Here is a 24,795-nt window from a genome sequence, read left to right as displayed (position 1 = left end):
ATGTTAGAACTTGCCGATGCACAGCATACCGACAGGAAGACACTTTTTGTTGAAGTGATCCTCCCGCTGACTATTGCTATCAACTACACCTATCGCATCCCTTACGAGATGAACGGGCAGGTAGAGGTTGGTAAGCGTGTTGTTGTGCAATTCGGTAAAAGTAAGATCTATACAGCCATTATTGCCCACATTACAGAACAGGCGCCGGCTAAGTATGAGGCCAAGTATATTATGGATATACTGGATGCAGAACCAATAGTTAACGCCGCGCAATTGCAGTTTTGGACCTGGCTGGCCGATTATTATCTGTGCAATATTGGCGAAGTGATGAACGCTGCCCTGCCATCGGCACTAAAACTGGCCAGTGAAACTAAGATTGAACTTAATAAGGAATTTGAAATAGACAGGTCGACACTAAACGACCGTGAGTTTTTAATTGTTGACGCGTTGGAATTGCAGCCCGAGTTAACGGTAAGCGATATAGCCAAACTGCTGGGGCAAAAAACTGTGATGCCGATATTGAAACTGATGTTCGAAAAGAACATTATCCATATCTCTGAAGAGGTTAATGATCGCTACAAGCCCCGCCGCCGCACCTTTATTACGCTTAACCCGGTTTATCACAATCAGGATCAGCTAAAGGAATTATTCTCTATTTTAGAAAAGCGTGCGCCCAAACAGGCCGATGCTGTGCTGGCCTACATCCAGCTATCGCGTAAGCAAAAAACTATCTCAAAAAACGAATTGATCGAAGCCAGTGGCGCCAGCGCAACTGCTATAAAGGGACTGATTGAAAAAGAAGTATTATTTGCCGAAGAAAAAACCGTAAGCCGCTTAATTGATGCCGATGACGAATTGGAAAGCAATTTTGAACTGAGTCCGGCGCAAAAAGTGGCCTTAACCGAAATACAGGACGGCTTTACACAGAAAGATGTATTGTTATTGCATGGGGTAACTTCATCGGGGAAAACTCAATTGTATATTCGCCTGATAGAGCAAATGGTGAACAATGGCAAACAAGTACTTTATTTGTTGCCCGAAATTGCCCTGACCACCCATATTGTAGAACGCCTGCGCCGTTATTTTGGGAATAGTATTGGGGTTTATCACTCCCGGTTTAATGATAACGAGCGGGTGGAAGTTTGGCAGAAGGTGTTGACCGGACAATACCGTGTTGTTCTGGGCGCACGCTCATCGGTGTTTTTGCCGTTTAGCGATTTAGGCCTTATAGTTGTTGACGAGGAACACGAAACATCGTACAAACAGTTTGACCCTGCACCCCGCTACAATGCGCGCGACGCGGCTATTTATCTGGGGAATATGTATCGGGCTAAGGTGTTATTGGGTTCGGCTACGCCGTCGATGGAGTCGTTTTTTAACGCGCACAATGGTAAGTACGGTTTTGTACAACTGACCGAACGTTTTGGCGGTGTACAAATGCCGCAAATTGAAGTGGTGAGCATTGCCGAGGAAACTAAAAAGAAAACCATACAGTCACACTTTACCAGTGTACTGATGAATGATATACATACGGCGCTGGCAGCGAAAGAACAAGTAATATTGTTTCAGAACCGGCGCGGCTATGCACCGGTAATTATTTGCAAAGTTTGCGCCTATACGCCTAAATGCATTAACTGCGATGTAAGCCTTACCTATCATAAAAGCAGCGGTAAACTGCATTGTCATTATTGTGGTTACCGAGAAGAATCGCCCTCGGTTTGCCCGGCTTGTGGATCGACACAATTAGAATACAAAGGTTTTGGCACTGAAAAAGTAGAGGACGAACTGAAGCTATTATTACCCGATGCCCGCATAGCGCGTATGGATTTGGATACCACGCGGTCAAAAAACGGCTTTCAGAATATCTTAAACGATCTGGACGAAAAGCGTATAGATATACTGGCAGGTACCCAAATGGTAGCCAAAGGTTTGGACTTTGCAGGTGTAACGGTTATTGGCATTATCAGTGCCGATAGCTTATTAAAGTACCCTGATTTCAGGGCTAACGAACGCGCCTACCAGTTACTTGCCCAGGTAAGCGGACGTGCCGGCAGGCGGGGCAAGCAAGGCAAGGTGGTGATACAAACTTACGACCCGAACCACCGGGTAATTAAACAGGTAATAGATAACGACTATGTTGATCTGTATAACACCGAAATGACGGAACGGAAAAGCTTTAAATACCCACCGTTCTATCGCCTGATACAACTTGATATTAAGCATAAAGATCCGGAAGTGCTATACCACCAGGCCGAATATCTGGCTAAGGAATTGCGTAAGCATTTTGACGATAGGGTTATTGGGCCTGAATACCCACTGGTGGGCCGTATCCGTAATTACTTCATCAAATCTATTATGATGAAGTTTGAAAAAGAAGGCATATCCATGCCAAAAGTAAAAGCCACCATCCGCGAGGTGATACTGCAATACAACACCACTAAACTAAGCAAGGGTAGCATAGTACAGCCGGATGTGGATCCTTATTAAAACTACTGCATTTATTCTCAACCGCTTAATAACAATGTGGATATTATCCTCAAAGCGCGTCTGCGAAAACCACCGTCTTTTGCCTAAATTAGCACTGTAAATGGCACATAAGTACATAGATAATTACAGGGAAAAAGGCGCGCGTAAGCGCCTGGTGGAAGTGTTAAGGAAAAAAGGAATTGAGGACGAGCGGGTGCTGGAGGCCATTGGCAAAATACCGCGCCATTATTTTTTCGATGAAACCTTTTGGGTGCAGGCCTACAAAGATATTGCGTTCCCCATAGGCGAGGGGCAAACCATTTCGCAGCCTTATACTGTAGCTTACCAAACCGAATTATTGCATATTCAAAAAGGCGATAAAGTGCTGGAAATTGGAACAGGGTCGGGTTACCAAACTTGTGTGTTAATGGAACTTGGCGCTAAAGTGTATACTATCGAACGTCAGGAAAAATTATACGATCGTGCCAAATGGGTGTTGTCTGCCAAAATGGGCTATAAGGCCAATTTCTTTTTGGGAGATGGCTCGATAGGTATTGCTGCACATGCGCCCTATGATAAAATAATCGTAACTGCCGGGGCGCCTACCGTGCCTGATGTCTTGCTTAAGCAGTTAAAAGTTGGCGGTATAATAGTGATTCCCGTTGGGAATGAAGACGCCCAAAAAATGGTGACCGTATTAAAAACCGGCGATAACGATTACGAAAAAATTGTACTGGGTACCTTCAGGTTTGTACCTTTGGTTGGCGATAGGGCGTGGTAACAGGTACATTACCTTAAATCAACTACCTCAACACCCGGATGTGCTTTTTTATCAAAAGTAAATTCACTATCACTTACCTTAACATTTGGCGTAATGGTATTAAGGGTGTAGGTATAGTGACTGCCGCCTTTATCAAATATCGTAGCGCTGTATAGTTGCTTTTTAACTTTGTCAATACTCAGGCGTATCTTAAAAAAATTCTTCCCAGCATCTTCAGGACTTAGATCTATCACCTGGCAAAGTTTGCCGTTAAATTTCTGATCGCCGGTATAAATGTATTTATAACCATGTTGGTATATGGTAAATAACTGGGCGGGATTCAACTCATCATCGCCTTTCCCTGCATTGTTTATCTGCACTTCTTTGTCGGCCTTCAAATAAGTCCATTGGGTTTTACCATCACTAATAATTTCCTGTTGAACTACGGTTTTGTTAGCCGGATCAAACAAAGTGACTTTGAATTTGCCTGTTTTGGCGTTGGCTAAAAGGATCCCGCTTTGCGTTTGTTTAGCATTAGCCTGCGGGTTGTCCATGGTAAATGTAAAATTGGTTTTAACCACGTTATACGCACGGAATTTGGCGCTAACCTGGCTTAGTATAGCTTTAGCCCTGGCGTCCTGCTGGGCAAAGGTATGCGTTGCGGTAAGCAACAGTATAATATATAGGGTTATCTTTTTCATGTGGAATTATAATACTTGTTAGATGGGTTTTGTTTAAAGAAGTTTAACATGGTCGACGCGTCATCCTGAATCTGTTTCAGGATCTCACAGGACAGGTAGCCACTTTGCAAATGGGATGCCGAAACAAGTTCGGCATGACGTCAAATTTAAGTGTTACTCCCCCTTACCCGCTAAACTTTCCAAATGGCGTTCCAGGCTGTATTCATCAGGATATAGCACATCGCGGGCTTTGCTGCCTTCAAATGGGCCAACTATACCTGCGGCTTCCAACTGGTCTATGATGCGACCGGCACGGTTATAGCCCAATTTAAGCTTACGCTGAATAAGCGAGGTGGAACCCTGCTGGTGCAAAACGATCAACCGGGCTGCATCTTCAAACATCGGGTCGCGATCGTCCGGGTCAAATTCTTTCGGGCTGCTGGCTTCACCTTCACCCACAAATTCAGGCAATAACAAGGCTGATGGGTAACCCCGTTGCGCGCCAATAAAGTCGGCAATTTTTTCAACTTCAGGAGTATCCACAAAGGCACACTGTAAGCGTATCAAGTCGCTGCCGGTTGACAGGAGCATATCCCCGCGACCAATCAGCTGGTCGGCACCTCCCGAATCCAATATGGTGCGTGAATCTATTTTAGATAATACCCTGAACGCCAAACGTGCCGGGAAATTGGCCTTAATAGTACCTGTAATCACATTTACCGATGGCCGCTGGGTAGCAATTACCAAATGTATCCCAATGGCACGGGCCAGCTGCGCCAATCGGGCAATTGGGGTTTCTACTTCCTTGCCGGCGGTCATCATCAAATCGGCAAACTCATCAACAATCAGTACTATGAATGGGAGGAAACGGTGACCATCATTCGGGTTCAGTTTCCGGTTAATAAATTTGGTGTTGTACTCTTTCAAGTTACGCACGCCGGCATCTTTCAGCAGATCATAACGCTGGTCCATCTCAATACACAGCGAGTTTAGCGTGTTTACCACCTTTTTGGTATCGGTAATAACCGCGTCGGCCTCATCGGGTAGTTTAGCCAAAAAGTGGCGCTCTATTTTGCGGAAAAGCGTTAGCTCAACCTTTTTTGGGTCAACCAATACAAATTTCAGTTCGGCAGGGTGGCGTTTATATAACAGCGAAACTAATATGGCATTAATACCAACCGATTTACCCTGACCGGTAGCACCCGCGACAAGTAAGTGCGGCATCTTAGCCAGATCGGCAATAAATACCTCGTTACTGATGGTTTTACCCAAGGCAATAGGCAAATCCATGGTATTGTTCTGCCACTTTTCGGTAGCCAAAACAGATCGCATGGAAACCATCTCTGGGTTTTGGTTAGGCACTTCAATACCAATAGTACCCTTACCCGGCATTGGCGCGATAATACGGATACCCAAAGCCGCAAGGCTTAAGGCAATATCATCCTCAAGGTTTTTGATCTTAGAGATACGCACACCAGGCGCTGGGATGATCTCGTACAAGGTAACTGTTGGCCCAATGGTGGCCTTTATCTTGTCTATCTCAATGTTATAATGGTTCAGCGTTTCAACAATCTTATTCTTGTTGGCTTCCAACTCTTCCGAGTTTACACTGATTTTGTTCGACCCGTGATTTTCCAGCAGATCGAGCGTAGGATATTTATAGCTGGACAGATCAAGCTTAGGGTCAAATGTGCCAAATTGTTCTACCAATGCATTAGCCGTTTGGCCAGTATCGCTTTGTTCAATGCTGGTAATTGGGGTAGGGCGCTCGGTCTCAACCGTGAGTGGAATGTCGCTTCCGGCTTCGGGCTCAGCGGTCAGTTCCGGCATCAGGGTCACCGGGTCGTGGCGCAGGGTGTTCTGTGTTTCAAGGTTAGTGTTTCGCGGTACAGCAGGCTCGTCATCGTCCTCATCAAAATTAACCGGGCGGACAGATACATTTGGCTGCTGAAGCTTTTCAGTATTAATGGGTACATGCTCGCGCCCGTTCTTCTTCCATTCTACCGGTTCTGATACTTCCTCGTCCAACAGTTCAATAGCTTCCGGTGTCATACCGCTTAAATCGCCGGCAAGTACCGGCTCTTTAGTGCGTTGCGGTAATTTAAAATCAATATTGTAGGCTATCACTAAAAATACCAGCACAACAAACAATAGCCCAAAACCAACCCCGGCCTGGCCTATTTGCGCATCCAGCAGGCGGTTACTCCAAAAACCAAATTCGCCTTCCAGGTAGTGCGCGTAATCGCTTACAAAACCATGTACAAAACCAATGGCCAATGAAAAGAATATAATGCCAAAAAAGGCGTAGCCCAAGGTTTTTGGAATAGAATAAAGCTTAACCCTAAATAGCAGACGGTAACCAATAATAAAGAAAACGCCGATGAACAGGAACGATGAAACACCAAACCACTCGTAAATAAACTGGTTAGCTAATAATGCGCCCAGTTTACCCAGCCAATTGTTCACTACCGGGTCTTTTATGCCGCTATCTAATAATTCCTGGGTGGTTTTAAACAGGTTGTGCCAGCCACCATTTGCCGGCGATACATAACTTTGGTCTTCCTGCCAGGTAAACAGGTACGATGTAAAGGCGATAAGGAAAAAGATAGAGGTAACCAATAAAAGTAACCCTGTAATTTTAATAAGCTTACCGCTCTCAAAATTGAACGAAGGCATACTTTCTCCGCGTGGTTTTGCAGGTCTTTGGCTGCTGCTCCTGGGTTTATCCTGCCCGGGTTCATCCCTATCCCCCTTAAACGTATTTGTTTTAAACTGATTTCCTTTTACCGGCATTCTGTATGAGCAATATATCGCAAATATAAAGTTAATAGATAAAACATATATCGGGGCAGGATTTTATTTATTTTGGATTTAACATTCTTTTTAACGTCATGCCGAACTTGTTTCGGCATCCCATCTGTAACGAATTAGCCACTCCGCGATTGGCTGAAACAAGTTAAATATGGCATACTTTTTGGAAAATGAACGTTTATATTTCATGGCAAGGGCAGCCCCGCTTTCCGCTACAAGTCCTCGTTCGCTACGCTTCCTGTGGGCTTTCCGCTGCAATCGCGTTTAGGTTTAACAGGCTGTGCACTGACAATCATGTCGGCAGTACACTCCATCGGTGAAATCATCCCACAATCGATGTAATCAAATCATAATTTTTCCGTATTATTGATTTAATGAATACCGACAAACTGGAAGAATATATTGCCGCCGGCGATTTGCACAGCATTAATACCTTATTAACAAATACGCCTGAACTTGCCAAAGCGCAAACTACGCATGGGGTATCGCCATTAATGCTGGCCTGTTACTTTCGCAAGCCCGAGGTAGCCAACCTGTTGCTGAAGTTTGTTGATGAGATAAACCTGTTTGAAGCCGCGGCGGTAGGTAAGTTTGATGTGGTAGCTTATGTAATTACCAATCACCCCGATTCGGTTAACGATTATGCACCCGATGGGTTCACTCCGCTTGGCTTAGCCTGCTATTTTGGTCAGGCCGAGGTAGCGCGTTACCTGGTGCTTAAAGGCGCCGATGTAAACTTGCCATCAAACAATGGTTTTCATGTGTATCCTATCCATTCGGCTGTGGCTGGTAATTATACCGATATTACCCGTATGCTGCTTAGCAACGGCGCGCAGGTAAATGTAAAACAGCAGGCCGGTACAACACCGCTGCATTCGGCCGCACAAAATGGCAACGTAGATATCCTGATCATGCTGCTGGAACATGGCGCCGAAGTGAACACCCGTATGGAGGGGGGTAAACTACCCGCCGATTTAGCTAAAGAGAAAGGCTTTAACGAGATTGCGGATATATTGAGTTAGGGATGTGAAGGGCGCAACTGTGAAGCAGGTGTGGGATATATATTAACAAAAAAGAAATTTAATAGGGACAAATTAAATAATAATGAAAGCAGAAAAGACAATAATGGTAACCGGTAAGGAGTACCAGCATATAAAAGAATACCTGGAGCACCATGCCGAATATGAATACGCTACAGGCAACGAATTTGACCCGCAGGTTATTAAGGTAACCGAAATATATTTAGATACCGACCCAGATTTTACACGCAATCCCAAACAGTTTGCCCGTGTAAACGATGACCTGCACGTGCAGGTGAAGATTGTTTATGAAGAGGAGTAGGTTGGAGATTAGAGATTAGTTAATCAGAGATTAGTAGGGCGTGTACAATCGTCTCTCCTTTTGGGAGAGTAGGGTAAGTTCCATAAAAAAAGCCGGACGGTACCGGCTCATGATTTTGTATAATGAATTGTGCTGTAGTGCCAGGTTTAGAACCTTGGCTTACGGCTGCCATTGCCACCGTTTGACGGGCGTGGGCCTTTATCTTCGGCAACGTTAACACGGATAATATTCTCGTAGTAACGTTGGCCATTCATGTGTTTAATTGCTTCTTTAGCTTCGTCTTCATTTACCATTTCTACGAAACCAAAGCCTTTGCTTTGTTTGGTTTGATGATCTTTAATGATGCGGAGCGATTTTACCGGCCCGAAATCACTAAAAACTTCTGTTAATTCGCCCTCTCCAACCTGTAAGGGCAGTCCTGAAATAAATACCTTCATTAAATATTTTGAAATTGTTTTTTGATGGTGCAAAGATACACATTTTAACGCCCTTATTTGTAGTAGAAAGGTAAATAAGTAGTGACCATTTATCAGTTTTACAGTTGTGAGTCCATAGTCTTGAGTTCGGTTGGAAGACCCAGAACTCATCACTTGCTACTAAAACTTACCTTCCAAACACCATCTTCCATAGTATAGCTACTTCGCGCTTTACGGCGCGGGGGCACTTTTCTTCAAACCGTATTGCCGGGCGAGGGCTTTCCTCATCATTTATGATGGGATGTGCCGGGTGCATCACGGTAAAATAATTGGCCATATCCATTTTTTTTACACTACTGCTGGTATGTACCAATGTGCCAAATTGGGTAAGTTTTTGATAAAACGCGTTCATAAGTTCAAGTTTTATTTTTCCATCAAATACAACAATAAAATAACATGTAGTTAAATTTATTGTTTAGTAAGATAATATCCTTTTTGTCAACAAGATATGCACAAGGAGAGCGCCGATGCTAACACAATATTAACAAGCAATGTGAATAAATATATTTGATTATGAATGGTTTAATAAACTTTAGAAAATGCCGGCTTGCGCGCTGGAAAGTGGTTTTTTACTACAGTAAAGCTATTGGTTTTTAACCAAAACAAAAATGTTATATTGAATAATTAACATTACCAATAAAAAAACTGATGTGGTTCAGCACCAGCTTTTTAAATAAAAGCTATTTATGAAATCTTAATAATTTTACCCTCTCCTGGTTTCTCATCATGGTTATCGTGCGGTTTTGGTATGGCTTTTACAATGCCCACCAGGGTATGTGCAATGGCGCCCATGGCACCAATGCCAAATTTTACAAAAGGTTTCATTACGCTTAAATCGTAATGGTTATGCTGGGAAAGGTTTGCCTTGCCCTGGTTCAATTTTTTTATATCGCGGCTTGCCATGTTGTTTTTAGTTTGAGTGTATATAAATAACAAGTACAACAATGTACATTTTGTTTGGACTACAGGAACGATTAAAAGCCCGTGTTTAGTATATTAGCTGTGGGTTGATTGGATGAGTTGTGGATAAGATTCACTACTCACTTAATTAACCATTCACTTAATTAACTACAAACCAAATGGCTGACCCCACTTTTTTTAAATTTGATGATATAGCAGTAAAGGAAATTGCCCCCGGTTTTTTCTCCAAACTAATACATACCGATACTAATACGGTTAACTTTATTGAAGTAGCGGCAGGCTGTTCGGTGCCGTTGCACAGGCATGTGCACCAGCAAATGTCGTTTGTGCTGGAAGGTATATTCGAATTGACGGTAAATGGTATCTCTCAGCAGTTGGATAAAGGGCAGTACGCTATCATCCCATCAAATGTAGAACATGGCGGCAAAGCCATAACAGATTGCAAACTGATCGATATTTTTAACCCCGCAAGGGAGGATTATAGAAGTTTGTAGTCTTAAGTTCTGAGATAAATTGAGCAATAAGACTTTAGACTCACAACTCAAAACTATGGACTAAATCACACCGCTTCCACCAGTGAATATATCTTCTCCTTCAACTCATCAGGCTTGAAAGGTTTGGATACGTAATCGTTCATTCCTGAATCGTATACCTTTTCTTTGATATCGAACAGGGCCGACGCGGTAAGGGCAATGATAGGGATGGCCGATTTTTTGGGGTCGGTCATTTTGCGTATTTCAATGGCGGCGTCAAACCCATTCATTATGGGCATTTGCAGGTCCATTAAAATAATGTTAAAGTTGCCATATTGCACCAATTCAACTGCCCGCTCGCCGTTTTCGGCAAAGGTGGGCACAATGTTCCACTTGCTAAATAATTTTTTCATCAGCATTACATTAACCGGGTTGTCTTCGGCAATTAATATTTGCAAACCATCCATCGGGTCGGCGTTTTGAACGGGTTCAGTTTCAGTAACTTCAACCACTTTTTCAGTTGATACCGGGAATTCCATATTGAAAGAAAATTCTGAACCAACACCCACCTTGCTGGTCACATGCATTTGTATATTCTGCAATTCAAGCAAGCGTTTAACAATTGCCAAACCTAAGCCAGTGCCGCCGTATTGACGGGTGGTAGTGATAGATTCCTGTGTAAATGGCTCAAATATAGCCTCCATATTAGCTTCCTCGATACCAATACCAGTATCCTTGATAGCGAAGTTTATAGACAGGGTATTGTGCCTGTCGCCTAATGAGGTTACGCGTACCCATACGCTGCCGGTTTGGGTAAATTTAATAGCGTTGCTCACCAGGTTAAAAATGATCTGGGTAATGCGTGTAGGGTCGCCAAATATGATTTTGTTTTTCAGGCGGCTGTCAACATCCAGGTAAAACTTCAGGCCTTTTTCTTCCGCTTTAATGATCTGGCCGCCGCAAATGTTCTCCATCAGTTCAATTAAATTGAACTTGATTTTTTCAAATTCCACCTTACCCGACTCGATTTTGTTAAAATCGAGCACATCATTTACGATAGACAGCAGGTTATTGGCCGAAAACTTCAGTATCTCCAGATTATCCAGTTGATCTGCCCGCGGGTTACTCATCATTAACAGGTTGCTCATCCCAATTACGGCGTTTAACGGCGTACGTATCTCGTGCGACATGGTAGACAAGAACTCCGATTTAGCGTGTGATGATTTTTCAGCCTTTTCTATCGATTTTTGATAGGCGGCATTCAACATGCTCTGCTCTTTGCCGGTATCATGCAGCTTCCTGATATTGTTAACGAAGGCATTATAAAAGTGGCTATGGATATAAATAATCATGATAAAATTGGCCAGTATACCAATAATAATAGTACTCTGATCAACTTTCTCGGGTTTGAATTCTATAAAATAACTATTACCATATTCAAACACCATAAAGGCCAGTACAGGTATCAGGTTAGCCAGCGAGTAGATCAGTCCCCAGCGTTGTCCCAGCATATAAAAGCTAAATAATACCGAGAGTATGATGACCTGAATAGAAACAATATCAACCGACTGAATGATTACAAAAACATTAAGCAAGTTGATGGTAGCTGCCAAAACCAGCAAGGCATGCGATATGAATTTCCAGTTGGGTACCCAGGTAAGATATTTGAACAGGATAACTACGCTAATTAGCAGCGATACCGATAGTGCTGTAAATATGGCCTGATGTTGTAGTAAAACGTTAACTGTAAGAAAGCTTAATGCCACAAATGCCAGGAACAAGCCATAATAAAGCAAACGGATACGCGCCTGATCGAGCATGGATTGCTCGCCGGATAATATATTTCTTAAGAAAATATTAAAAAAGTCAGGCTTTTTACTCATTTACAGTTATACCAACAACATTTAAATATATGATAAAGATCAAATATTATTGTGTGTACCTGTCCTGATGCAATTAGTTTGCCAGCGCTGCTAAGTTTTCTGTAAGTATTTTAATTTTTGCTTCCGCATCGGCCTTTTTCTTCATTTCATTCTCTACAATTTCCGGCTTTGCATTTTGTACAAAACGTTCGTTAGAAAGTTTAGCCATTACCGATTTTAAAAACCCCTGCTGGTATTCGATCTCTTTTTGCAGGCGTTCGGTTTCGGCAGCCACATCAATATTGTTGCCCAGGGGTATGTAAAACTCATCTGTACCCACTAAAAAGCTGGAAGCCCCGGCAATGCTATCGTTTACAAAGTCTATCGCGCTAATGTTACCCAGTTTGGCAATAACCGGCTGGTATTGCTGGTAATTAATGCCCGAGTTAACTTTTATACTCAGCGCTAAACTCTCTTTTGGCGATAGCTGCTTGCTGTTGCGGGTGTTACGTATATCGGCAATAATTTGTTTAATCACTTCTATTTCAGCGGTAAGCTGGGTATTAAATTTCCCGGATTTGGGCATTTGTGCCACAATGCAGCAATCATAGGCAGAACGTTCTCCAAATAATTCATCATGCCAAAGCTCCTCGGTAATGAAGGGCATAAACGGATGCAGGATTTTCAATACATCCTCAAAAAATTTAATGGTTTGCGTGTAGGTTTCCCTGTCAATAGGCTGCAGGTAAACCGGCTTGATCATTTCCAGGTACCAGGCGCAAAAATCGTCCCATACCAGTTTGTAGGTGGCCATTAACGCTTCCGACAGGCGGTATTGTTTAAAGTTGTCTTCAATCTCGGCCAGCGCTTCATTAAAGCGGCTGCCAAACCATTCAATGGCAGTGGTATTTGGGTTGCTTAGCTTATCGTCAACTTCCCAGCCTTTTATCAGTTTAAACGCGTTCCAAACTTTGTTGGCAAAGTTACGGCCCTGTTCGCAATGGCTTTCGTCAAACATCAGGTCGTTCCCCGCGGGTGATGACATTAGCATGCCTACGCGTACACCATCTGCGCCGTATTTATCCATCAGCTCAATCGGGTCGGGTGAGTTGCCTAATGATTTAGACATTTTGCGGCCCAGCTTATCGCGAACGATGCCGGTAAGATATACGTTTTTAAACGGCACCTCGTTACGGAATTCGTGCCCGGCCATAATCATACGTGCTACCCAAAAGAACAAGATCTCGGGTGCGGTAACCAAATCGTTAGTAGGGTAGTAATAGTTAATATCGGCGTTGTTAGGGTCCTTAAAGCCATCAAAAACCGATATTGGCCACAACCATGATGAGAACCAGGTATCCAGTACGTCTTCATCCTGTGTCAAGTCTGAAGTCGTTAGTTCTGAGTCCGAAGGTAAGTTCTTTATTAAGACTTCAGACTTAGAACTTAAGACTTGTTCAAGCGCTTCTTCAGCAGTTTTAGCAATTACAAACCGACCATTAGGTAAATACCAGGCCGGTATTTGCTGCCCCCACCATAATTGACGGCTAATGCACCAATCCTTCACGTTTTCCATCCAGTGGCGATAGGTGTTAATGAATTTTTCGGGGATCAGCTTGATATCGCCTTTTAGTACATAATCCAGCGCGGGTTTGGCCATCTCATCCATCTTGCAAAACCATTGCATAGATAGTTTGGGCTCGATAACCGCATCCGTACGTTCACTAAAACCAATTTGCGATTTATAATCTTCAATTTTTTCCAGTGCGCCGGCAGTATCAAGCAACACAGCTATTTTTTTACGGGCAGCAAAACGCTCCTCGCCAACTAAAATTTGGGCGTTCTCATTCAGTGTGCCGTCGTCGTTCAAAATATCAATAACCGGCAGATGGTGTTTTTGGCCCAGTTCATAATCGTTCAAATCGTGCGCCGGGGTAACTTTTAAGGCGCCCGTGCCAAAGTCCATTGTAACGTAGTCATCCGCAATTATATCAATTGGACGGTCTATTAATGGTATTCTTACCTGCCTTCCAATTAAGTTAACGTATCTTGGATCGTTTGGGTTAACACATATAGCCGCATCGGCCATAATAGTCTCTGGCCGAGTAGTGGCTACGACAATATGGTCCGGGAGCTCGGCTTTATGATTAACAGATTTTACGGTATTTACACCTAATAAAGGATATTTAATATAGTACAGTTTCTGATTTACTTCTTTACGGATAACTTCCTCATCGCTTACTGCGGTTTTACCCTGCGGGTCCCAGTTCACCATACGTACGCCACGATAGATCAGGCCTTTATTATAAAGATGTATAAAGGTCTCTATTACTGCATCGCTCAGGTCATCATCCATGGTAAACTTGGTACGGTCCCAATCGCAACTAGCGCCCAATTTCTTCAACTGGTCAAGGATGATGCCGCCATATTTCTCTTTCCATTCCCACGCATAACTCAAAAACTCAGCGCGGCTGAGGTCTTTTTTGTCGATACCACGCTCTTTCAGCATGGCTACTACTTTAGCTTCAGTAGCAATACTGGCGTGATCGGTTCCTGGTACCCAGCAGGCGTTTTTGCCTTGCATGCGGGCACGGCGTATCAGCACATCCTGGATAGTATTATTCAACATGTGGCCCATGTGCAGCACACCGGTGACGTTTGGCGGCGGGATCACAATGGTGTAAGGCTCGCGCTCATCGGGTACTGAGCGGAAAAAACCATTGTTTAACCAGTAATTATACCACTTGTCTTCGGCTTCCTTGGGCTGATACGTTTTAGAAATATTCATAAGTATGCAAAAATACGGATTTTGGGGGAAGTGGGAAAGGCTGAAAGTTAGGAAAGTCAGCAAGAGGCTTTAGTCCGTCATAGCGAGGGGTGTAACAACGTGGCTATCCCCACTTTGCAGGCAACTTCCTTATCGGGGATAGCCACGCTACGCTCGCTATGACGTGCATGAGAATAATCCTGCCATCCTTAAATCATGGTCCCCAGTAATTGCCGCTGATAATTATCATATCCAGCATTTTAATGCTGTTATCGTAATAATCATAATCCTTAAGCTTAAAGCGGATCAGATAATCCCAAACTGAATTAAGCCATTGCTGGTTTCTGCTCTCTGTCATAGCCGATACTGCGAAAGGGCCGATGAAACTCAGCGCCTCAAAGTACCGCTGCGGTAAATCGTTACCTTCTAAAGAATAACCGGCTGATATATTATCAGGGTTACCTTTGGTAGTTTCACGCAGCCACCGATTTATTTTACCGGTGATGGCTTTGGCGCGGGCATCGCCATTTAACAAGTAATCAACCCCAATGCGCCAGGGTACACGGCAGGCATTGTAGTTATAAGCGCCGTCATATTTTGATTCGAGATAATATGCTTTGGCAGGGCGCGGGTGCTTAACATTTCGGATAAAATCGGGTAGCAAACCAGCATCGGGGCTGTACCTATTTTGCATGGTGATGAACAACCGGTAAGTATTGTTCAATACTTTATCCCAGCGCGCATCGCCAGTAGCCGCTTTAAAAGCCCGCAGGTGCAATGGCATAAAATCAGACGATCGGGTATCGTAATAATCAGCACTGTCATATTCGGCGCCGTTGCTGATGAGAATGTTGTAGGTTTTAGGGTTGATCTCATAACGCATAATATCAGCCAATAATAATCGCGCCTCATGGGAATAATTCATAAGCCCGCTACTGCCCCATTCTTTATCCGCCAGCAATAACGCATAGGCAATATCCATATCGCCATCTGTGGCCGAAGAATGATCGGTGTTTTTGCAACCCTTGCCTTGTGCCCAGCCCATTAGATGCTGGCCTGACTTTGCCGGGTGACTTTTATAGTGGCGAAACAAAGCATCAAATGTGGCTTTAGCCGAAGGGTCATAACCAGCCATCAGCGCGGTGATCATCATGCCGTAACCTTGTCCCTCACTTACACTTTGCTTATTGCCCGGGCGTTCAAACCAAATATAGTCCTCGCCCGGTGTACATGAGTGTTTTACATACCGCTTTTTCCATTGGATATAGAACGTGGTTACCTGTTTGTCTAATTGCTGTTGGGAAAGATGATTGGGTTTAATACTGCCAGGCGCATATTTTACATGCCGGGGAAAAGGCATACGCTGGGCATGTAACGTAACGCTTAGATTTAATAATACAATGAAGGGCCAAATCCGTCTTATCATTTACATCTCCTGTTAGCTAAATATGCGTACATGAGATAGCCGCATCATAATACAGATCTCTTATTCCGTTTGACCTGCTAAGAGGAATAACACTGCCATACGTATGGCAACACCGTTCTCCACCTGGTCAAGTATGATGGATTGTTTGCTGTCGGCTACATCTGTTGTGATCTCCACACCACGATTTATCGGGCCCGGGTGCATCACGGTTATCTCTTTATCCAGCGAATCCAGTATCTCTTTATTCAAGCCGTATAGCATGGTGTATTCGCGCAGCGAGGGAAAGTACTTAATGTCCTGCCGTTCTAATTGTATGCGCAGCATATTGGCTACATCGCACCAGTTTAAGGCTTTGCGCAGATCGTGTTCCACCTTTACACCTAAGGATGTAATGTATTTGGGGATCAAAGTGGTTGGCCCGCAAACCATAACTTCAGCTCCCAGCATTTTAAGGCAAAGGATATTGGAAAGCGCCACACGCGAGTGCAGGATATCACCAACAATCACTACTTTTTTACCGGCCACATCACCATATTTTTCGCGGATGGAAAACGCATCAAGCAGGGCTTGAGTAGGGTGTTCGTGTGCGCCATCGCCGGCGTTCACTATCTGGGCTTTTACGTGTTTGGATAAGAATACGCCCGCACCCGCATAGGGGTGGCGCATTACCACCATGTCCACTTTCATGGCCAGGATATTGTTTACGGTGTCTATCAGTGTTTCGCCTTTACTTACCGACGATGAAGAAGCCGCGAAGTTCACTACATCCGCCGAAAGGCGCTTTTCGGCTAATTCAAATGAAAGACGCGTGCGGGTTGAATTTTCAAAGAAGATATTGGCAATAGTGACATCACGCAGCGAAGGCACCTTTTTTATCGGCCTGTTCAGCACCGACTTAAAATTATCAGCCGTTTCAAATATCAGTTGAAGATCGTTTTCTGTAAGGTCTTTAATTCCTAATAAATGTCTTGTGCTTAAAGCCATATTTTAGTTTCTATCTGATAATAAAACAACTTTATCTTCACCGTCCGTTTCTTTCCAGCTTACCACTACCTTTTGCGACGCTATGGAATCTACCTCAATGCCTGTATAATCTGCAGCGACAGGAATGTGACGTGAATAACGCCTGTCCACCAGTGTCAAAAATTCTATCTTCTCCGGGCGACCAAAAGCCATCAGGGCATCCATAGCCGCGCGGATAGTACGGCCGGTCCAAAGCACGTCATCCATCAGGATCACTTTTTTACCTTCCATCACAAAGTCAATACGGGTTTGGTTGGGTATTAATTGCTCGCGGCGGCGAAAATCGTCACGGTAAAAAGTGATGTCAAGGTCGCCGTGCAGGATAGTGCTTTCTGGTAATATCTTGCGTAATTCTTCTGCTATGCGCTTGGCCAGATAAATACCACGTGGTTGTATACCGATAATGACTGAGTTAGAAAAATCGTTATGATTTTCAATTAACTGACGGCATAAACGTTGTATGGTAATTTGAAATTTCGGACCGTCGAGCAGGGTAGGATTAAGCATCGTTGGGTTGATTTGGGCAAAGGTAGGAAATAAGTTTAAAGTCCGTAGCCATAAGTCTAAAGTTTTTAATACTCTCCAAATACAAAAACGTCCTGACCGTTTACCGATCAGGACGTTTTCGTTATATAAAATCCGACTTAAGACTCGGAACTCAAAAAAACTTATTCCGCTTCAGCCAGGCTATCGCCGGTTACTACTTCCCTTATTTTAGCTTCCAATTCTTCCATCAGCTCCGGGTTATCCAGTATCAGTTGTTTCACCGCGTCGCGGCCCTGGCCAAGGCGGGTTTCGCCATAGCTAAACCACGAGCCCGATTTTTTAATGATGTTATGATCAACACCAAGATCGATAATTTCACCAGCTTTGGATATACCTTCGCCAAACATAATATCAAACTCGGCTATGCGGAATGGCGGTGCCACTTTGTTTTTCACAATCTTAACTTTTACCCGGTTACCTGAAACCTCGTCGGTATCTTTAATTTGCGATATACGGCGTACATCCAAACGTACTGAAGCATAGAATTTCAAGGCGTTACCACCGGTTGTAGTTTCGGGGTTGCCAAACATTACGCCAATTTTATCGCGCAATTGGTTAATGAATATACAGCAGCACCCGGTTTTGCTAATAGTACCGGTAAGCTTACGCAATGCCTGAGACATTAAACGTGCATGCAGGCCCATTTTCGAATCGCCCATTTCGCCTTCTATCTCGCTTTTTGGCACTAAAGCCGCAACCGAGTCGATTACCAAAATATCAATAGCGCCCGAACGGATCAGGTTATCAGCAATTTCTAAAGCCTGCTCGCCGTTATCCGGCTGAGAGATCAGCAGGTTCTCTACATCTACGCCTAATTTTTTGGCATAAAAGCGGTCGAACGCATGCTCCGCATCAATAAAGGCAGCAATACCACCGTTACGCTGCGATTCGGCAATGGCGTGTATGGCTAAAGTAGTTTTACCTGATGATTCCGGTCCGTATATTTCTATCACACGGCCTTTAGGCAAACCGCCTACACCCAGGGCAATATCCAAACCCAACGATCCGGTCGAAATCACCTCGATAGGCTCAATCTCGGTATCGCCAAGTTTCATAATAGTTCCCTTACCGTACGATTTTTCCAGCTTATCAAGGGTAAGCTGCAATGCTTTTAATTTATCTGCGTTACTCATCTTAAAAATTGTATATACAAATGTAAATAAATAATTTACAATTACTAATTTTTTTAGTAATTATTTTAAAGAAATTCTGAAACGTTGATTTTCAGCTTAGAATATTAGCAGAATTCAACCACAATCCTTAAGTAAACATAGGGATATGCCTACAGGTTGGCAAATTTGTTTATCCACATTGACGGTATTGAAAGTTAATAAATATAGCGTTGCCTTCGGCCCGGGCTGTACGCTTATACTGCAGGCATTAGCCACGAGGCCGGTATCCACTTCCAACCCTAACGCGACTTACTGAACATCTTCGAACGCCTTTTCCAGCGTTTGCAAAAATACCTCGGTGGGTTGCGCGCCCGATACGGCATATTTATCGTTCATTACAAAAAACGGCACGCCGCGGATGCCCAGTTGTTGGGCTTCTTCAATATCGTGCTTAACGGCGTCGGCGTAAGCATCGGTATTAAGCACCTGCTTCAGCTCATCAGCATCAAGGCCAATGCTTGTGCCTAATGCAATTAATGTATTATTGTCCGCAATGTTTTTGCCTTCGGTAAAGTAGGCTTTAAACAACGCTTCTTCGGCAGCATCACCCAGGTTATGTTTTTTGGCTAATTGCACCAAGCGGTGCGCGTCGAAACTGTTAGCTACCACGGCACGGTCAAAATCGTAATGTAACCCAACAGACTGGGCCATATCGCTCACCTGCTGGTTCAGTTGTTTGGCATAATCCAGTTGCCAGCCTTTAATATCGGCCAGGTACTGATGTATGCTAATGGTTGGGTCGGTCACCTGGTCTGGGTTTAGCTGGAAGCTTTTCCAGGTAATTTCCACCTTATCCGCATTGGGGAATTGTGCCAGGGCTTCTTCAAACCTGCGCTTGCCTATATAACAAAACGGGCACATCACATCCGACCATATTTCAACTTTCATCATATTAGTTATTTAAGCAGCAAAGCTAAAAAATGGTTTGTCAGGGTGTGGTAATATTGCCGCAATTTGCGGGCACGCCGGGGTGGCTAATTACGATAGCTTTTGCCAAAATTTCCTAATTTGCATGGCCAATGGAAACCACTGCTGAAACCATTTACCGTAAAATTATCCATATTGATATGGATGCTTTCTACGCGTCGGTTGAGCAGCGGGATAACCCCGAGTACCGGGGCAAGGCGCTGGTGGTTGGTGGCTTACCTGAAGGCAGGGGAGGTGTAGTAGCTACTGCCAGTTACGAGGCGCGTAAGTTTGGTGTCCGCTCGGCCATGCCATCTAAAAGGGCGCAGCAACTTTGTCCGCATGCCATATTTATCCGGCCGCGATTTGAAGCTTACAAAGAAGTATCGCGGCACATCCGCGAGATATTTAGCCGGTATACCGATTTAATAGAACCTTTATCACTAGACGAAGCCTACCTTGATGTCACTACTGATAAACTGGGTATCGGCTCGGCTATTGATATTGCCAAAGAAATAAAGCAAGCTATTAAAGATGAATTGCAACTGACGGCTTCTGCGGGTGTTTCCATAAATAAATTTGTTGCCAAAATAGCTTCTGATATCAACAAACCCGACGGTTTGAAGTTCATTGGCCCATCTAATATCGAAGCGTTCATGGAAACCTTGCCGGTGGAGAAATTTTATGGTGTTGGCAAGGTTACAGCCGATAAAATGAAACGTATGGGCCTGCATTTTGGTGCCGATCTGAAAAAGCTGACCGAGGAAGAAATGGCCCGCAATTTTGGTAAGACGGGCAGGTTTTATTACCAGATAGTACGTGGGATTGACGACCGGCCCGTACAGCCGCACCGCGAGACAAAATCACTGGGCGCCGAGGATACTTTTCCGTATGATTTGACGGAGGTAGAAGAGATGAATGCCGAACTGGACAAAATAGGGGAGACCGTTGTTAAGCGCCTGAGGCGTTATGAATTGCAGGGCCGGACTATTACGCTCAAAGTAAAATACAGCGATTTCAGGCAGATCACCCGTAACCAATCGTTCAGCAAACCGGTAGATGATTATGAAACTATTGTAACTACCGCTAAAAACCTGCTATTGAACAGCGGCATTGAAAATGTGCGCATCCGCTTGCTGGGTATATCACTATCCAACTTTGGCGAACTACAGGAACGCCCGCCCAAACAGGATAATACCGGGCAGTTGTCCATTTTTGATGAATAGCTAACAAAAGCGCCATCCTGAACTTGTTTCAGGATCTCATCATGCCTGCTACGCTAATACTTACAAGTGGGATGCCGAAACAAGTTCGGCATGACGTTGAGTGAAATTATTATTTAAATTTCAGGCCGTTGTTGGAGTTGTCTCCAACAACATTTCGCAGGGCTATTTAGAAATTGTTGGTGACAACACCAACAATGGCGGTAAATATACAACTACGTCATTGCGAGGAGTGAAACGACGTGGCAATCCCCGACATGCAAGCCGCTCTGCTTATCGGGGATTGCCACGCTACGCTCGCAATGACGTGTTTTGGTTATGGTTTATTCATTTTTTATTTCCATCCCCAACACAAATTAACCACCTTTGCTTTGTATGGCACTGTTCACATCGCGTAAGCAAAAAAAAGATATTAAACTATCCTTTCAGGATGATATGCTTTTTGTGGAAACACCTGATGGCAAGCAGCAGGCTATTCCGCTTACCTGGATGCCGCAGCTAAAAAATGCCAGCGCCGATGAACAAGCCGACTGGCATCTGACCGATAAAGGCATCCGCTGGGAAAGATTGAATGTTGATATAAACTTGTCCTGATGACGTTTGAAGAGTTTTTTAAAAAGAAGAAAATAGATCTGTCCGCCCTGCAAAACGGCGAGCCTGGATTATTTGCTGAATTTAAGGACCACTATGAATGGATGGGCGAAAAAAGCTTCGACCATACCAAAAAGTATTGGTTCAACCAGTTGCGCCACCGCTTTCCTGCCCCTGTTGAAGCTAAAGTTGAGAAGGTTCATATTGAAAATCAACTTGCTGAACAGACTATTACAGAAGCGTTGACTGAAACGGCCGCACCGGCATCAGTAGGGTTTAAACCTCGTTTCAAGGCGGGTATAGTTAATAAACCAGCGGAAGATAAGCCGGTTGAAGCAATGCCTGCACCAACTGAAGACAAACCTGCCGAAACGCCAACCCCGGCACCTGCCGTTGGTTTTAAACCACGTTTCAAGGCAAGTATGGTAAGTAAACCAGTGGAAGAAAAACCTGCAGAGGAAACACCCGCAGAGGCAAAACCTATTGAAGAATCGCCTGAGGCGCCACAGGCCAAACCAGCGGTGGGCTTTAAGCCACGTTTTAAAGCAGGTGTGACAAATAAACCTGCTGAAGAGAAGCCGGCTGAGGTTATACCGGCACCTGAAGAAAAAACGGAAGATGCCACAGTTGAAAAGTCTGCTGAAACCGCACCAAAACCAGTGGGTTTTAAGCCACGTTTTAAAGCTGGAGTAACCAACAAACCGGCAGAAGAACAGCCCGCTGAAGCCGCGCCGCCTGCAGCCCAAGAAAAAACTGATGAACCACCAGCCGAACAGCCCGCCTCTACTGCACCAAAACCCATGGGTTTTAAGCCGCGGTTTAAGGCTAAGGAATAAATAAAAATGTCATTTCGAACGAGGTACGAGGAGAAATCTTCTACGGCATGATTGTCGCGTGTAAAAGATTTCTCCCTCCGGTTCGAAATGACATGGTGTGTATTATTCGAATACCAGGTTATTAAAACCTCACATTCAAACTTGCTAAAAAGTTGATCGGCGCTTGAGGGAAAAAGTAGTTATAGTTCACCACTTTGCCACCTTCAACATCTGGGTAAGTAGCCCCGTCTGATTGATACTTTTTGCTGAATACGTTATTTACCAGCAAGCCTACACCTACATTTTTAACACCTTTAAAGCTGAAATTATAGTTCAGGCGCACATCATTCACAAAATAAGCATCCAGGGAACGGCTCGCGGTCGAGGTGTTATCCAGGTATTGTTTGCTTACATATTTGCTAATGAAAGCAATCTCAGTATTTTTTATCGGGCTATAAGCAATAGTGCTCGATCCGGTAAAGTTTGGCGAATAGGCAATATCAGTTTTACTGTATTGGGTTGCATCCAGCTTATCGGTATCGTAGTTATATAGAAACTGTTTAAAATTCTTTACTTTATTGGCACTCACCGTTGCATTAACCGACCATGTTAACGGTTGGGCAATCTTTATCCGCGCGCTGCCTTCAATACCCGCCCGGTAGCTGTTATCAATATTGGTACGGATAGCTTCTCCTACATCATTCAGCGATCCGGTTAGTACCAGTTGGTTTTTATACAGCATATAAAAGCCGTTGATGCTTGCGCCAAAGTTTGGCTGACTGAAACGATAACCTGCCTCAAAATCAGTCAAATGCTCGGCCTTCGGGCGACTTAACGGTGATGAATTGGTAAAATCGCTGCGGTTAGGTTCGTGGTTAGCAATTGCAACCGAGGCATAGATATTGCTTTGATCATTAAGACTATAAGTTATACCGGCTTTAGGGTTAAAGAAGTTTAGACTGGCCTGCTGTTGCACATTGTTCAGGTTACGGTCAAACCCCAGGAACGAATAGTAAATATGGCGGTATTGTAAATCGCCATACAACAATACATCGCCTAAACGGTATTCAGCCCTGCCGAAGATATTGAAATCGGTTTTCTTGGCATTATTGCGGGCGTACTCATAATCAGGTAAAATATTAGTGCTTTGTTGGGTCCACTCAATATTATCATAGTGCTGACCTTTATATTCATTGTAAGCACCGCCCAGTTTTAAATCAAGTTTGTTCGATGCTATGTAATTGAAGTTATAAGTTAACCCATAAAAATCATTGTTCAGCCAAAGGCGGCGCACCAGGTCGGTTTCTGTGATGGTAGTCCCGCCAACGGTAACAGGGGTAACGCCATAATCGGCCAGGGTCTGATCGTTCTTAAACTCCTCGTAATAGCCAAAGCCTTTGGTATAATGCAGCGCGCCGCTGAATGAAAGCTTACTGCTCAATTGCTGGTCGTACAGTAACTGGTAATAATTTTGCGTATAGTTATCGGTTTGGTTTTTATAGTAAGAGCCATTGCTGTTAATATAACCCAACTCGTTATACTTTCTGTTTCCGGCTTTTACACTATCCTCGGGCACGCCATCCCAAGCCTGGTAGGTTTGCTCGTAACCCGAGAATACATTCAGGCGTAACACACTGCTTTTGCCATAGTAAGCACCACTTAGGAAATATGATTTCAATTTAGAAAAAGCACGGTCTATATACCCATCCGAGTTCATCCGCGATAAGCGGCCATCTACACTGAAATGCCCGTTTAATAAACCTGTGCCCAGGCTTACGGTATTTTTGATAGTGCCGTATGAACCTGCCGAGTTATTCAACTCGGCATAAGCCGAATCGCGGCGGGTAGTGGTTTGGATATTGATACTGGCACCAAAAGCGCCTGCACCGTTGGTTGATGTGCCTACACCGCGTTGCACCTGGATATTATCTACCGATGAAGCCAGATCGGGCAGATCGACAAAATAAACGCCCTGGTCTTCGGCATCATTAAGTGGGATGCCATTCAGGGTGACATTTATACGGGTAGGATCAGAGCCACGAATACGGATAGCGGTATAACCCACGCCTGCGCCCGCATTTGAAGTAACCACGGTTGATGGTGTTTGCTCCAGCAGGTATTCAAAACCCCGGCCCGAGTTATTTTTATCGATATCTTTTTTGTTAAGATTGGTAAATGCCGTTGGCGATTTACTGCTTGCACGCGTGCCGTTTACGGTTACTTCCTCGGTTAAAAAGGTATTAGGTGATAAAGCGATCGTCAATACCAAACTGCTGCTAATCTGCTGTGTATGTGTGGCTGTAAAATAGCCGATATATGATACATTGATAACATAATTACCGCTTTGAGGGATGTTTAGCCGGTATTTACCATTTTGATCGGCAGCCGTTTGAATAGATGTGTTTTGGATACTGATAGTAGCGCCAGGCAGCGGCTGATGGGTTTTGATATCTGATATTGTACCAGATACTACAATTTGTGCCACGGCCAGGACAGGCAGCAGCAGGGCGGTTATCGCCGTGAATAATTTTTTCAA

Annotated in this window: 21 protein-coding genes; 8 read left to right on the top strand and 13 right to left on the bottom strand. The window is 44.0% G+C overall.

The genetic code is table 11. The features are described from left to right. Positions 1-2,487 carry a replication restart helicase PriA gene (priA, locus tag IRJ18_RS15385; protein ID WP_194107200.1) on the top strand — a complete coding sequence of 829 codons (2,487 nt, stop codon included), beginning with the start codon at positions 1-3 and terminating at the stop codon, positions 2,485-2,487. Between the two features lie 100 nt (positions 2,488-2,587). After that, on the top strand, positions 2,588-3,247 hold the full coding sequence (locus IRJ18_RS15380; RefSeq protein WP_194107199.1) for a protein-L-isoaspartate(D-aspartate) O-methyltransferase: 660 nt from the start codon (positions 2,588-2,590) through the stop codon (positions 3,245-3,247). An 8-nt stretch (positions 3,248-3,255) separates the two neighbouring features. Here IRJ18_RS15380 and IRJ18_RS15375 read toward each other — a convergent pair whose 3' ends face one another. Both IRJ18_RS15375 and IRJ18_RS15370 read right to left on the bottom strand, forming a co-directional pair. Beyond that, a complete protein-coding gene (locus IRJ18_RS15375; RefSeq protein WP_194107198.1) occupies positions 3,256-3,927 on the bottom strand; it encodes a LolA family protein in 672 nt (223 codons plus the stop codon). A 153-nt stretch (positions 3,928-4,080) separates the two neighbouring features. Further along, on the bottom strand, positions 4,081-6,699 hold the full coding sequence (locus IRJ18_RS15370) for an FtsK/SpoIIIE family DNA translocase (protein WP_194107197.1): 2,619 nt from the start codon (positions 6,697-6,699) through the stop codon (positions 4,081-4,083). Positions 6,700-7,091: 392 nt separating this feature from the next. Here IRJ18_RS15370 and IRJ18_RS15365 point away from each other — a divergent pair, with 392 nt between their 5' ends. Further along, on the top strand, positions 7,092-7,739 hold the full coding sequence (locus tag IRJ18_RS15365; RefSeq protein ID WP_194107196.1) for an ankyrin repeat domain-containing protein: 648 nt from the start codon (positions 7,092-7,094) through the stop codon (positions 7,737-7,739). 82 nt (positions 7,740-7,821) lie between these two features. Next, positions 7,822-8,058 (top strand): hypothetical protein, encoded by a 237-nt coding sequence (locus IRJ18_RS15360; protein WP_194107195.1) that lies wholly within the window; start codon positions 7,822-7,824, stop codon positions 8,056-8,058. A 146-nt stretch (positions 8,059-8,204) separates the two neighbouring features. On the opposite strand, the gene IRJ18_RS15355 is transcribed toward IRJ18_RS15360, so the two are convergent. The 3 genes from IRJ18_RS15355 to IRJ18_RS15345 form a co-directional block, all read right to left on the bottom strand. After that, positions 8,205-8,495: an RNA recognition motif domain-containing protein gene (locus IRJ18_RS15355; RefSeq protein ID WP_194107194.1), complete on the bottom strand. Its 291-nt coding sequence runs from the start codon at positions 8,493-8,495 to the stop codon at positions 8,205-8,207. A gap of 166 nt (positions 8,496-8,661) precedes the next feature. Further along, a complete protein-coding gene (locus IRJ18_RS15350; protein WP_194107193.1) occupies positions 8,662-8,886 on the bottom strand; it encodes a hypothetical protein in 225 nt (74 codons plus the stop codon). 332 nt (positions 8,887-9,218) lie between these two features. Then, positions 9,219-9,437 carry a hypothetical protein gene (locus IRJ18_RS15345; RefSeq protein ID WP_194107192.1) on the bottom strand — a complete coding sequence of 73 codons (219 nt, stop codon included), beginning with the start codon at positions 9,435-9,437 and terminating at the stop codon, positions 9,219-9,221. 176 nt (positions 9,438-9,613) lie between these two features. Between IRJ18_RS15345 and IRJ18_RS15340 the strand changes: the two genes are divergently transcribed. Then, positions 9,614-9,949 carry a cupin domain-containing protein gene (locus IRJ18_RS15340; protein WP_194107191.1) on the top strand — a complete coding sequence of 112 codons (336 nt, stop codon included), beginning with the start codon at positions 9,614-9,616 and terminating at the stop codon, positions 9,947-9,949. A gap of 65 nt (positions 9,950-10,014) precedes the next feature. Here the strand turns inward: IRJ18_RS15340 and IRJ18_RS15335 are convergent, their stop codons facing one another. The 7 genes from IRJ18_RS15335 to IRJ18_RS15305 all read right to left on the bottom strand — a co-directional run bounded on the left by IRJ18_RS15335 (position 10,015) and on the right by IRJ18_RS15305 (position 19,615). Continuing rightward, positions 10,015-11,811 carry an ATP-binding protein gene (locus IRJ18_RS15335; RefSeq protein ID WP_194107190.1) on the bottom strand — a complete coding sequence of 599 codons (1,797 nt, stop codon included), beginning with the start codon at positions 11,809-11,811 and terminating at the stop codon, positions 10,015-10,017. A 73-nt stretch (positions 11,812-11,884) separates the two neighbouring features. Next, on the bottom strand, positions 11,885-14,578 hold the full coding sequence (locus IRJ18_RS15330; protein WP_194107189.1) for a valine--tRNA ligase: 2,694 nt from the start codon (positions 14,576-14,578) through the stop codon (positions 11,885-11,887). Positions 14,579-14,771: 193 nt separating this feature from the next. Continuing rightward, the gene (locus IRJ18_RS15325; protein WP_194107188.1) at positions 14,772-15,983 is read right to left on the bottom strand and encodes a glycosyl hydrolase family 8; all 1,212 of its coding nucleotides are present in this window, start codon (positions 15,981-15,983) and stop codon (positions 14,772-14,774) included. A 60-nt stretch (positions 15,984-16,043) separates the two neighbouring features. Then, positions 16,044-16,967, bottom strand: coding sequence for an aspartate carbamoyltransferase catalytic subunit (locus IRJ18_RS15320; protein ID WP_194107187.1), 924 nt, complete (start codon positions 16,965-16,967; stop codon positions 16,044-16,046). A 3-nt stretch (positions 16,968-16,970) separates the two neighbouring features. Next, positions 16,971-17,513, bottom strand: coding sequence for a bifunctional pyr operon transcriptional regulator/uracil phosphoribosyltransferase PyrR (pyrR, locus tag IRJ18_RS15315; RefSeq protein WP_194107186.1), 543 nt, complete (start codon positions 17,511-17,513; stop codon positions 16,971-16,973). A gap of 161 nt (positions 17,514-17,674) precedes the next feature. Continuing rightward, on the bottom strand, positions 17,675-18,685 hold the full coding sequence (gene recA, locus IRJ18_RS15310) for a recombinase RecA (protein WP_194107185.1): 1,011 nt from the start codon (positions 18,683-18,685) through the stop codon (positions 17,675-17,677). A 288-nt stretch (positions 18,686-18,973) separates the two neighbouring features. Continuing rightward, positions 18,974-19,615, bottom strand: coding sequence for a DsbA family oxidoreductase (locus IRJ18_RS15305; RefSeq protein WP_228072889.1), 642 nt, complete (start codon positions 19,613-19,615; stop codon positions 18,974-18,976). A 128-nt stretch (positions 19,616-19,743) separates the two neighbouring features. Between IRJ18_RS15305 and dinB the strand changes: the two genes are divergently transcribed. The 3 genes from dinB (at position 19,744) to IRJ18_RS15290 (ending at position 22,280) form a co-directional block, all read left to right on the top strand. Then, positions 19,744-20,856 (top strand): DNA polymerase IV, encoded by a 1,113-nt coding sequence (gene dinB / locus IRJ18_RS15300; protein ID WP_194107184.1) that lies wholly within the window; start codon positions 19,744-19,746, stop codon positions 20,854-20,856. A gap of 372 nt (positions 20,857-21,228) precedes the next feature. Then, the gene (locus tag IRJ18_RS15295; protein WP_194107183.1) at positions 21,229-21,447 is read left to right on the top strand and encodes a DUF2442 domain-containing protein; all 219 of its coding nucleotides are present in this window, start codon (positions 21,229-21,231) and stop codon (positions 21,445-21,447) included. After that, complete coding sequence (locus IRJ18_RS15290; RefSeq protein WP_194107182.1) at positions 21,447-22,280, top strand: hypothetical protein; 834 nt, start codon at positions 21,447-21,449, stop codon at positions 22,278-22,280. Before IRJ18_RS15295 ends, IRJ18_RS15290 begins: the two co-directional genes overlap by 1 nt. A gap of 121 nt (positions 22,281-22,401) precedes the next feature. Here IRJ18_RS15290 and IRJ18_RS15285 read toward each other — a convergent pair whose 3' ends face one another. Continuing rightward, positions 22,402-24,795, bottom strand: a complete 2,394-nt coding sequence (locus tag IRJ18_RS15285; RefSeq protein WP_228072887.1) for a TonB-dependent receptor — start codon at positions 24,793-24,795, stop codon at positions 22,402-22,404.

It is taken from the genome of Mucilaginibacter boryungensis (assembly GCF_015221995.1).
GTDB classification, from domain to species: domain Bacteria; phylum Bacteroidota; class Bacteroidia; order Sphingobacteriales; family Sphingobacteriaceae; genus Mucilaginibacter; species Mucilaginibacter boryungensis.
This window is presented reverse-complemented; position numbering and strand designations above follow the sequence as displayed.

Bases quoted from the DNA above. Each gene is read 5' to 3' on its own strand.
- dinB (WP_194107184.1), top strand. From the start codon at position 19,744: ATGGAAACCACTGCTGAAACCATTTACCGTAAAATTATCCATATTGAT.
- IRJ18_RS15370 (WP_194107197.1), bottom strand. From the start codon at position 6,699: ATGCCGGTAAAAGGAAATCAGTTTAAAACAAATACGTTTAAGGGGGAT.
- recA (WP_194107185.1), bottom strand. From the start codon at position 18,685: ATGAGTAACGCAGATAAATTAAAAGCATTGCAGCTTACCCTTGATAAG.
- IRJ18_RS15320 (WP_194107187.1), bottom strand. From the start codon at position 16,967: ATGGCTTTAAGCACAAGACATTTATTAGGAATTAAAGACCTTACAGAA.
- IRJ18_RS15350 (WP_194107193.1), bottom strand. From the start codon at position 8,886: ATGAACGCGTTTTATCAAAAACTTACCCAATTTGGCACATTGGTACAT.
- IRJ18_RS15345 (WP_194107192.1), bottom strand. From the start codon at position 9,437: ATGGCAAGCCGCGATATAAAAAAATTGAACCAGGGCAAGGCAAACCTT.
- IRJ18_RS15295 (WP_194107183.1), top strand. From the start codon at position 21,229: ATGGCACTGTTCACATCGCGTAAGCAAAAAAAAGATATTAAACTATCC.
- IRJ18_RS15335 (WP_194107190.1), bottom strand. From the start codon at position 11,811: ATGAGTAAAAAGCCTGACTTTTTTAATATTTTCTTAAGAAATATATTA.
- priA (WP_194107200.1), top strand. From the start codon at position 1: ATGTTAGAACTTGCCGATGCACAGCATACCGACAGGAAGACACTTTTT.
- IRJ18_RS15355 (WP_194107194.1), bottom strand. From the start codon at position 8,495: ATGAAGGTATTTATTTCAGGACTGCCCTTACAGGTTGGAGAGGGCGAA.
- IRJ18_RS15375 (WP_194107198.1), bottom strand. From the start codon at position 3,927: ATGAAAAAGATAACCCTATATATTATACTGTTGCTTACCGCAACGCAT.
- IRJ18_RS15330 (WP_194107189.1), bottom strand. From the start codon at position 14,578: ATGAATATTTCTAAAACGTATCAGCCCAAGGAAGCCGAAGACAAGTGG.
- IRJ18_RS15360 (WP_194107195.1), top strand. From the start codon at position 7,822: ATGAAAGCAGAAAAGACAATAATGGTAACCGGTAAGGAGTACCAGCAT.
- IRJ18_RS15325 (WP_194107188.1), bottom strand. From the start codon at position 15,983: ATGATAAGACGGATTTGGCCCTTCATTGTATTATTAAATCTAAGCGTT.
- IRJ18_RS15380 (WP_194107199.1), top strand. From the start codon at position 2,588: ATGGCACATAAGTACATAGATAATTACAGGGAAAAAGGCGCGCGTAAG.
- pyrR (WP_194107186.1), bottom strand. From the start codon at position 17,513: ATGCTTAATCCTACCCTGCTCGACGGTCCGAAATTTCAAATTACCATA.
- IRJ18_RS15290 (WP_194107182.1), top strand. From the start codon at position 21,447: ATGACGTTTGAAGAGTTTTTTAAAAAGAAGAAAATAGATCTGTCCGCC.
- IRJ18_RS15340 (WP_194107191.1), top strand. From the start codon at position 9,614: ATGGCTGACCCCACTTTTTTTAAATTTGATGATATAGCAGTAAAGGAA.
- IRJ18_RS15365 (WP_194107196.1), top strand. From the start codon at position 7,092: ATGAATACCGACAAACTGGAAGAATATATTGCCGCCGGCGATTTGCAC.
- IRJ18_RS15305 (WP_228072889.1), bottom strand. From the start codon at position 19,615: ATGATGAAAGTTGAAATATGGTCGGATGTGATGTGCCCGTTTTGTTAT.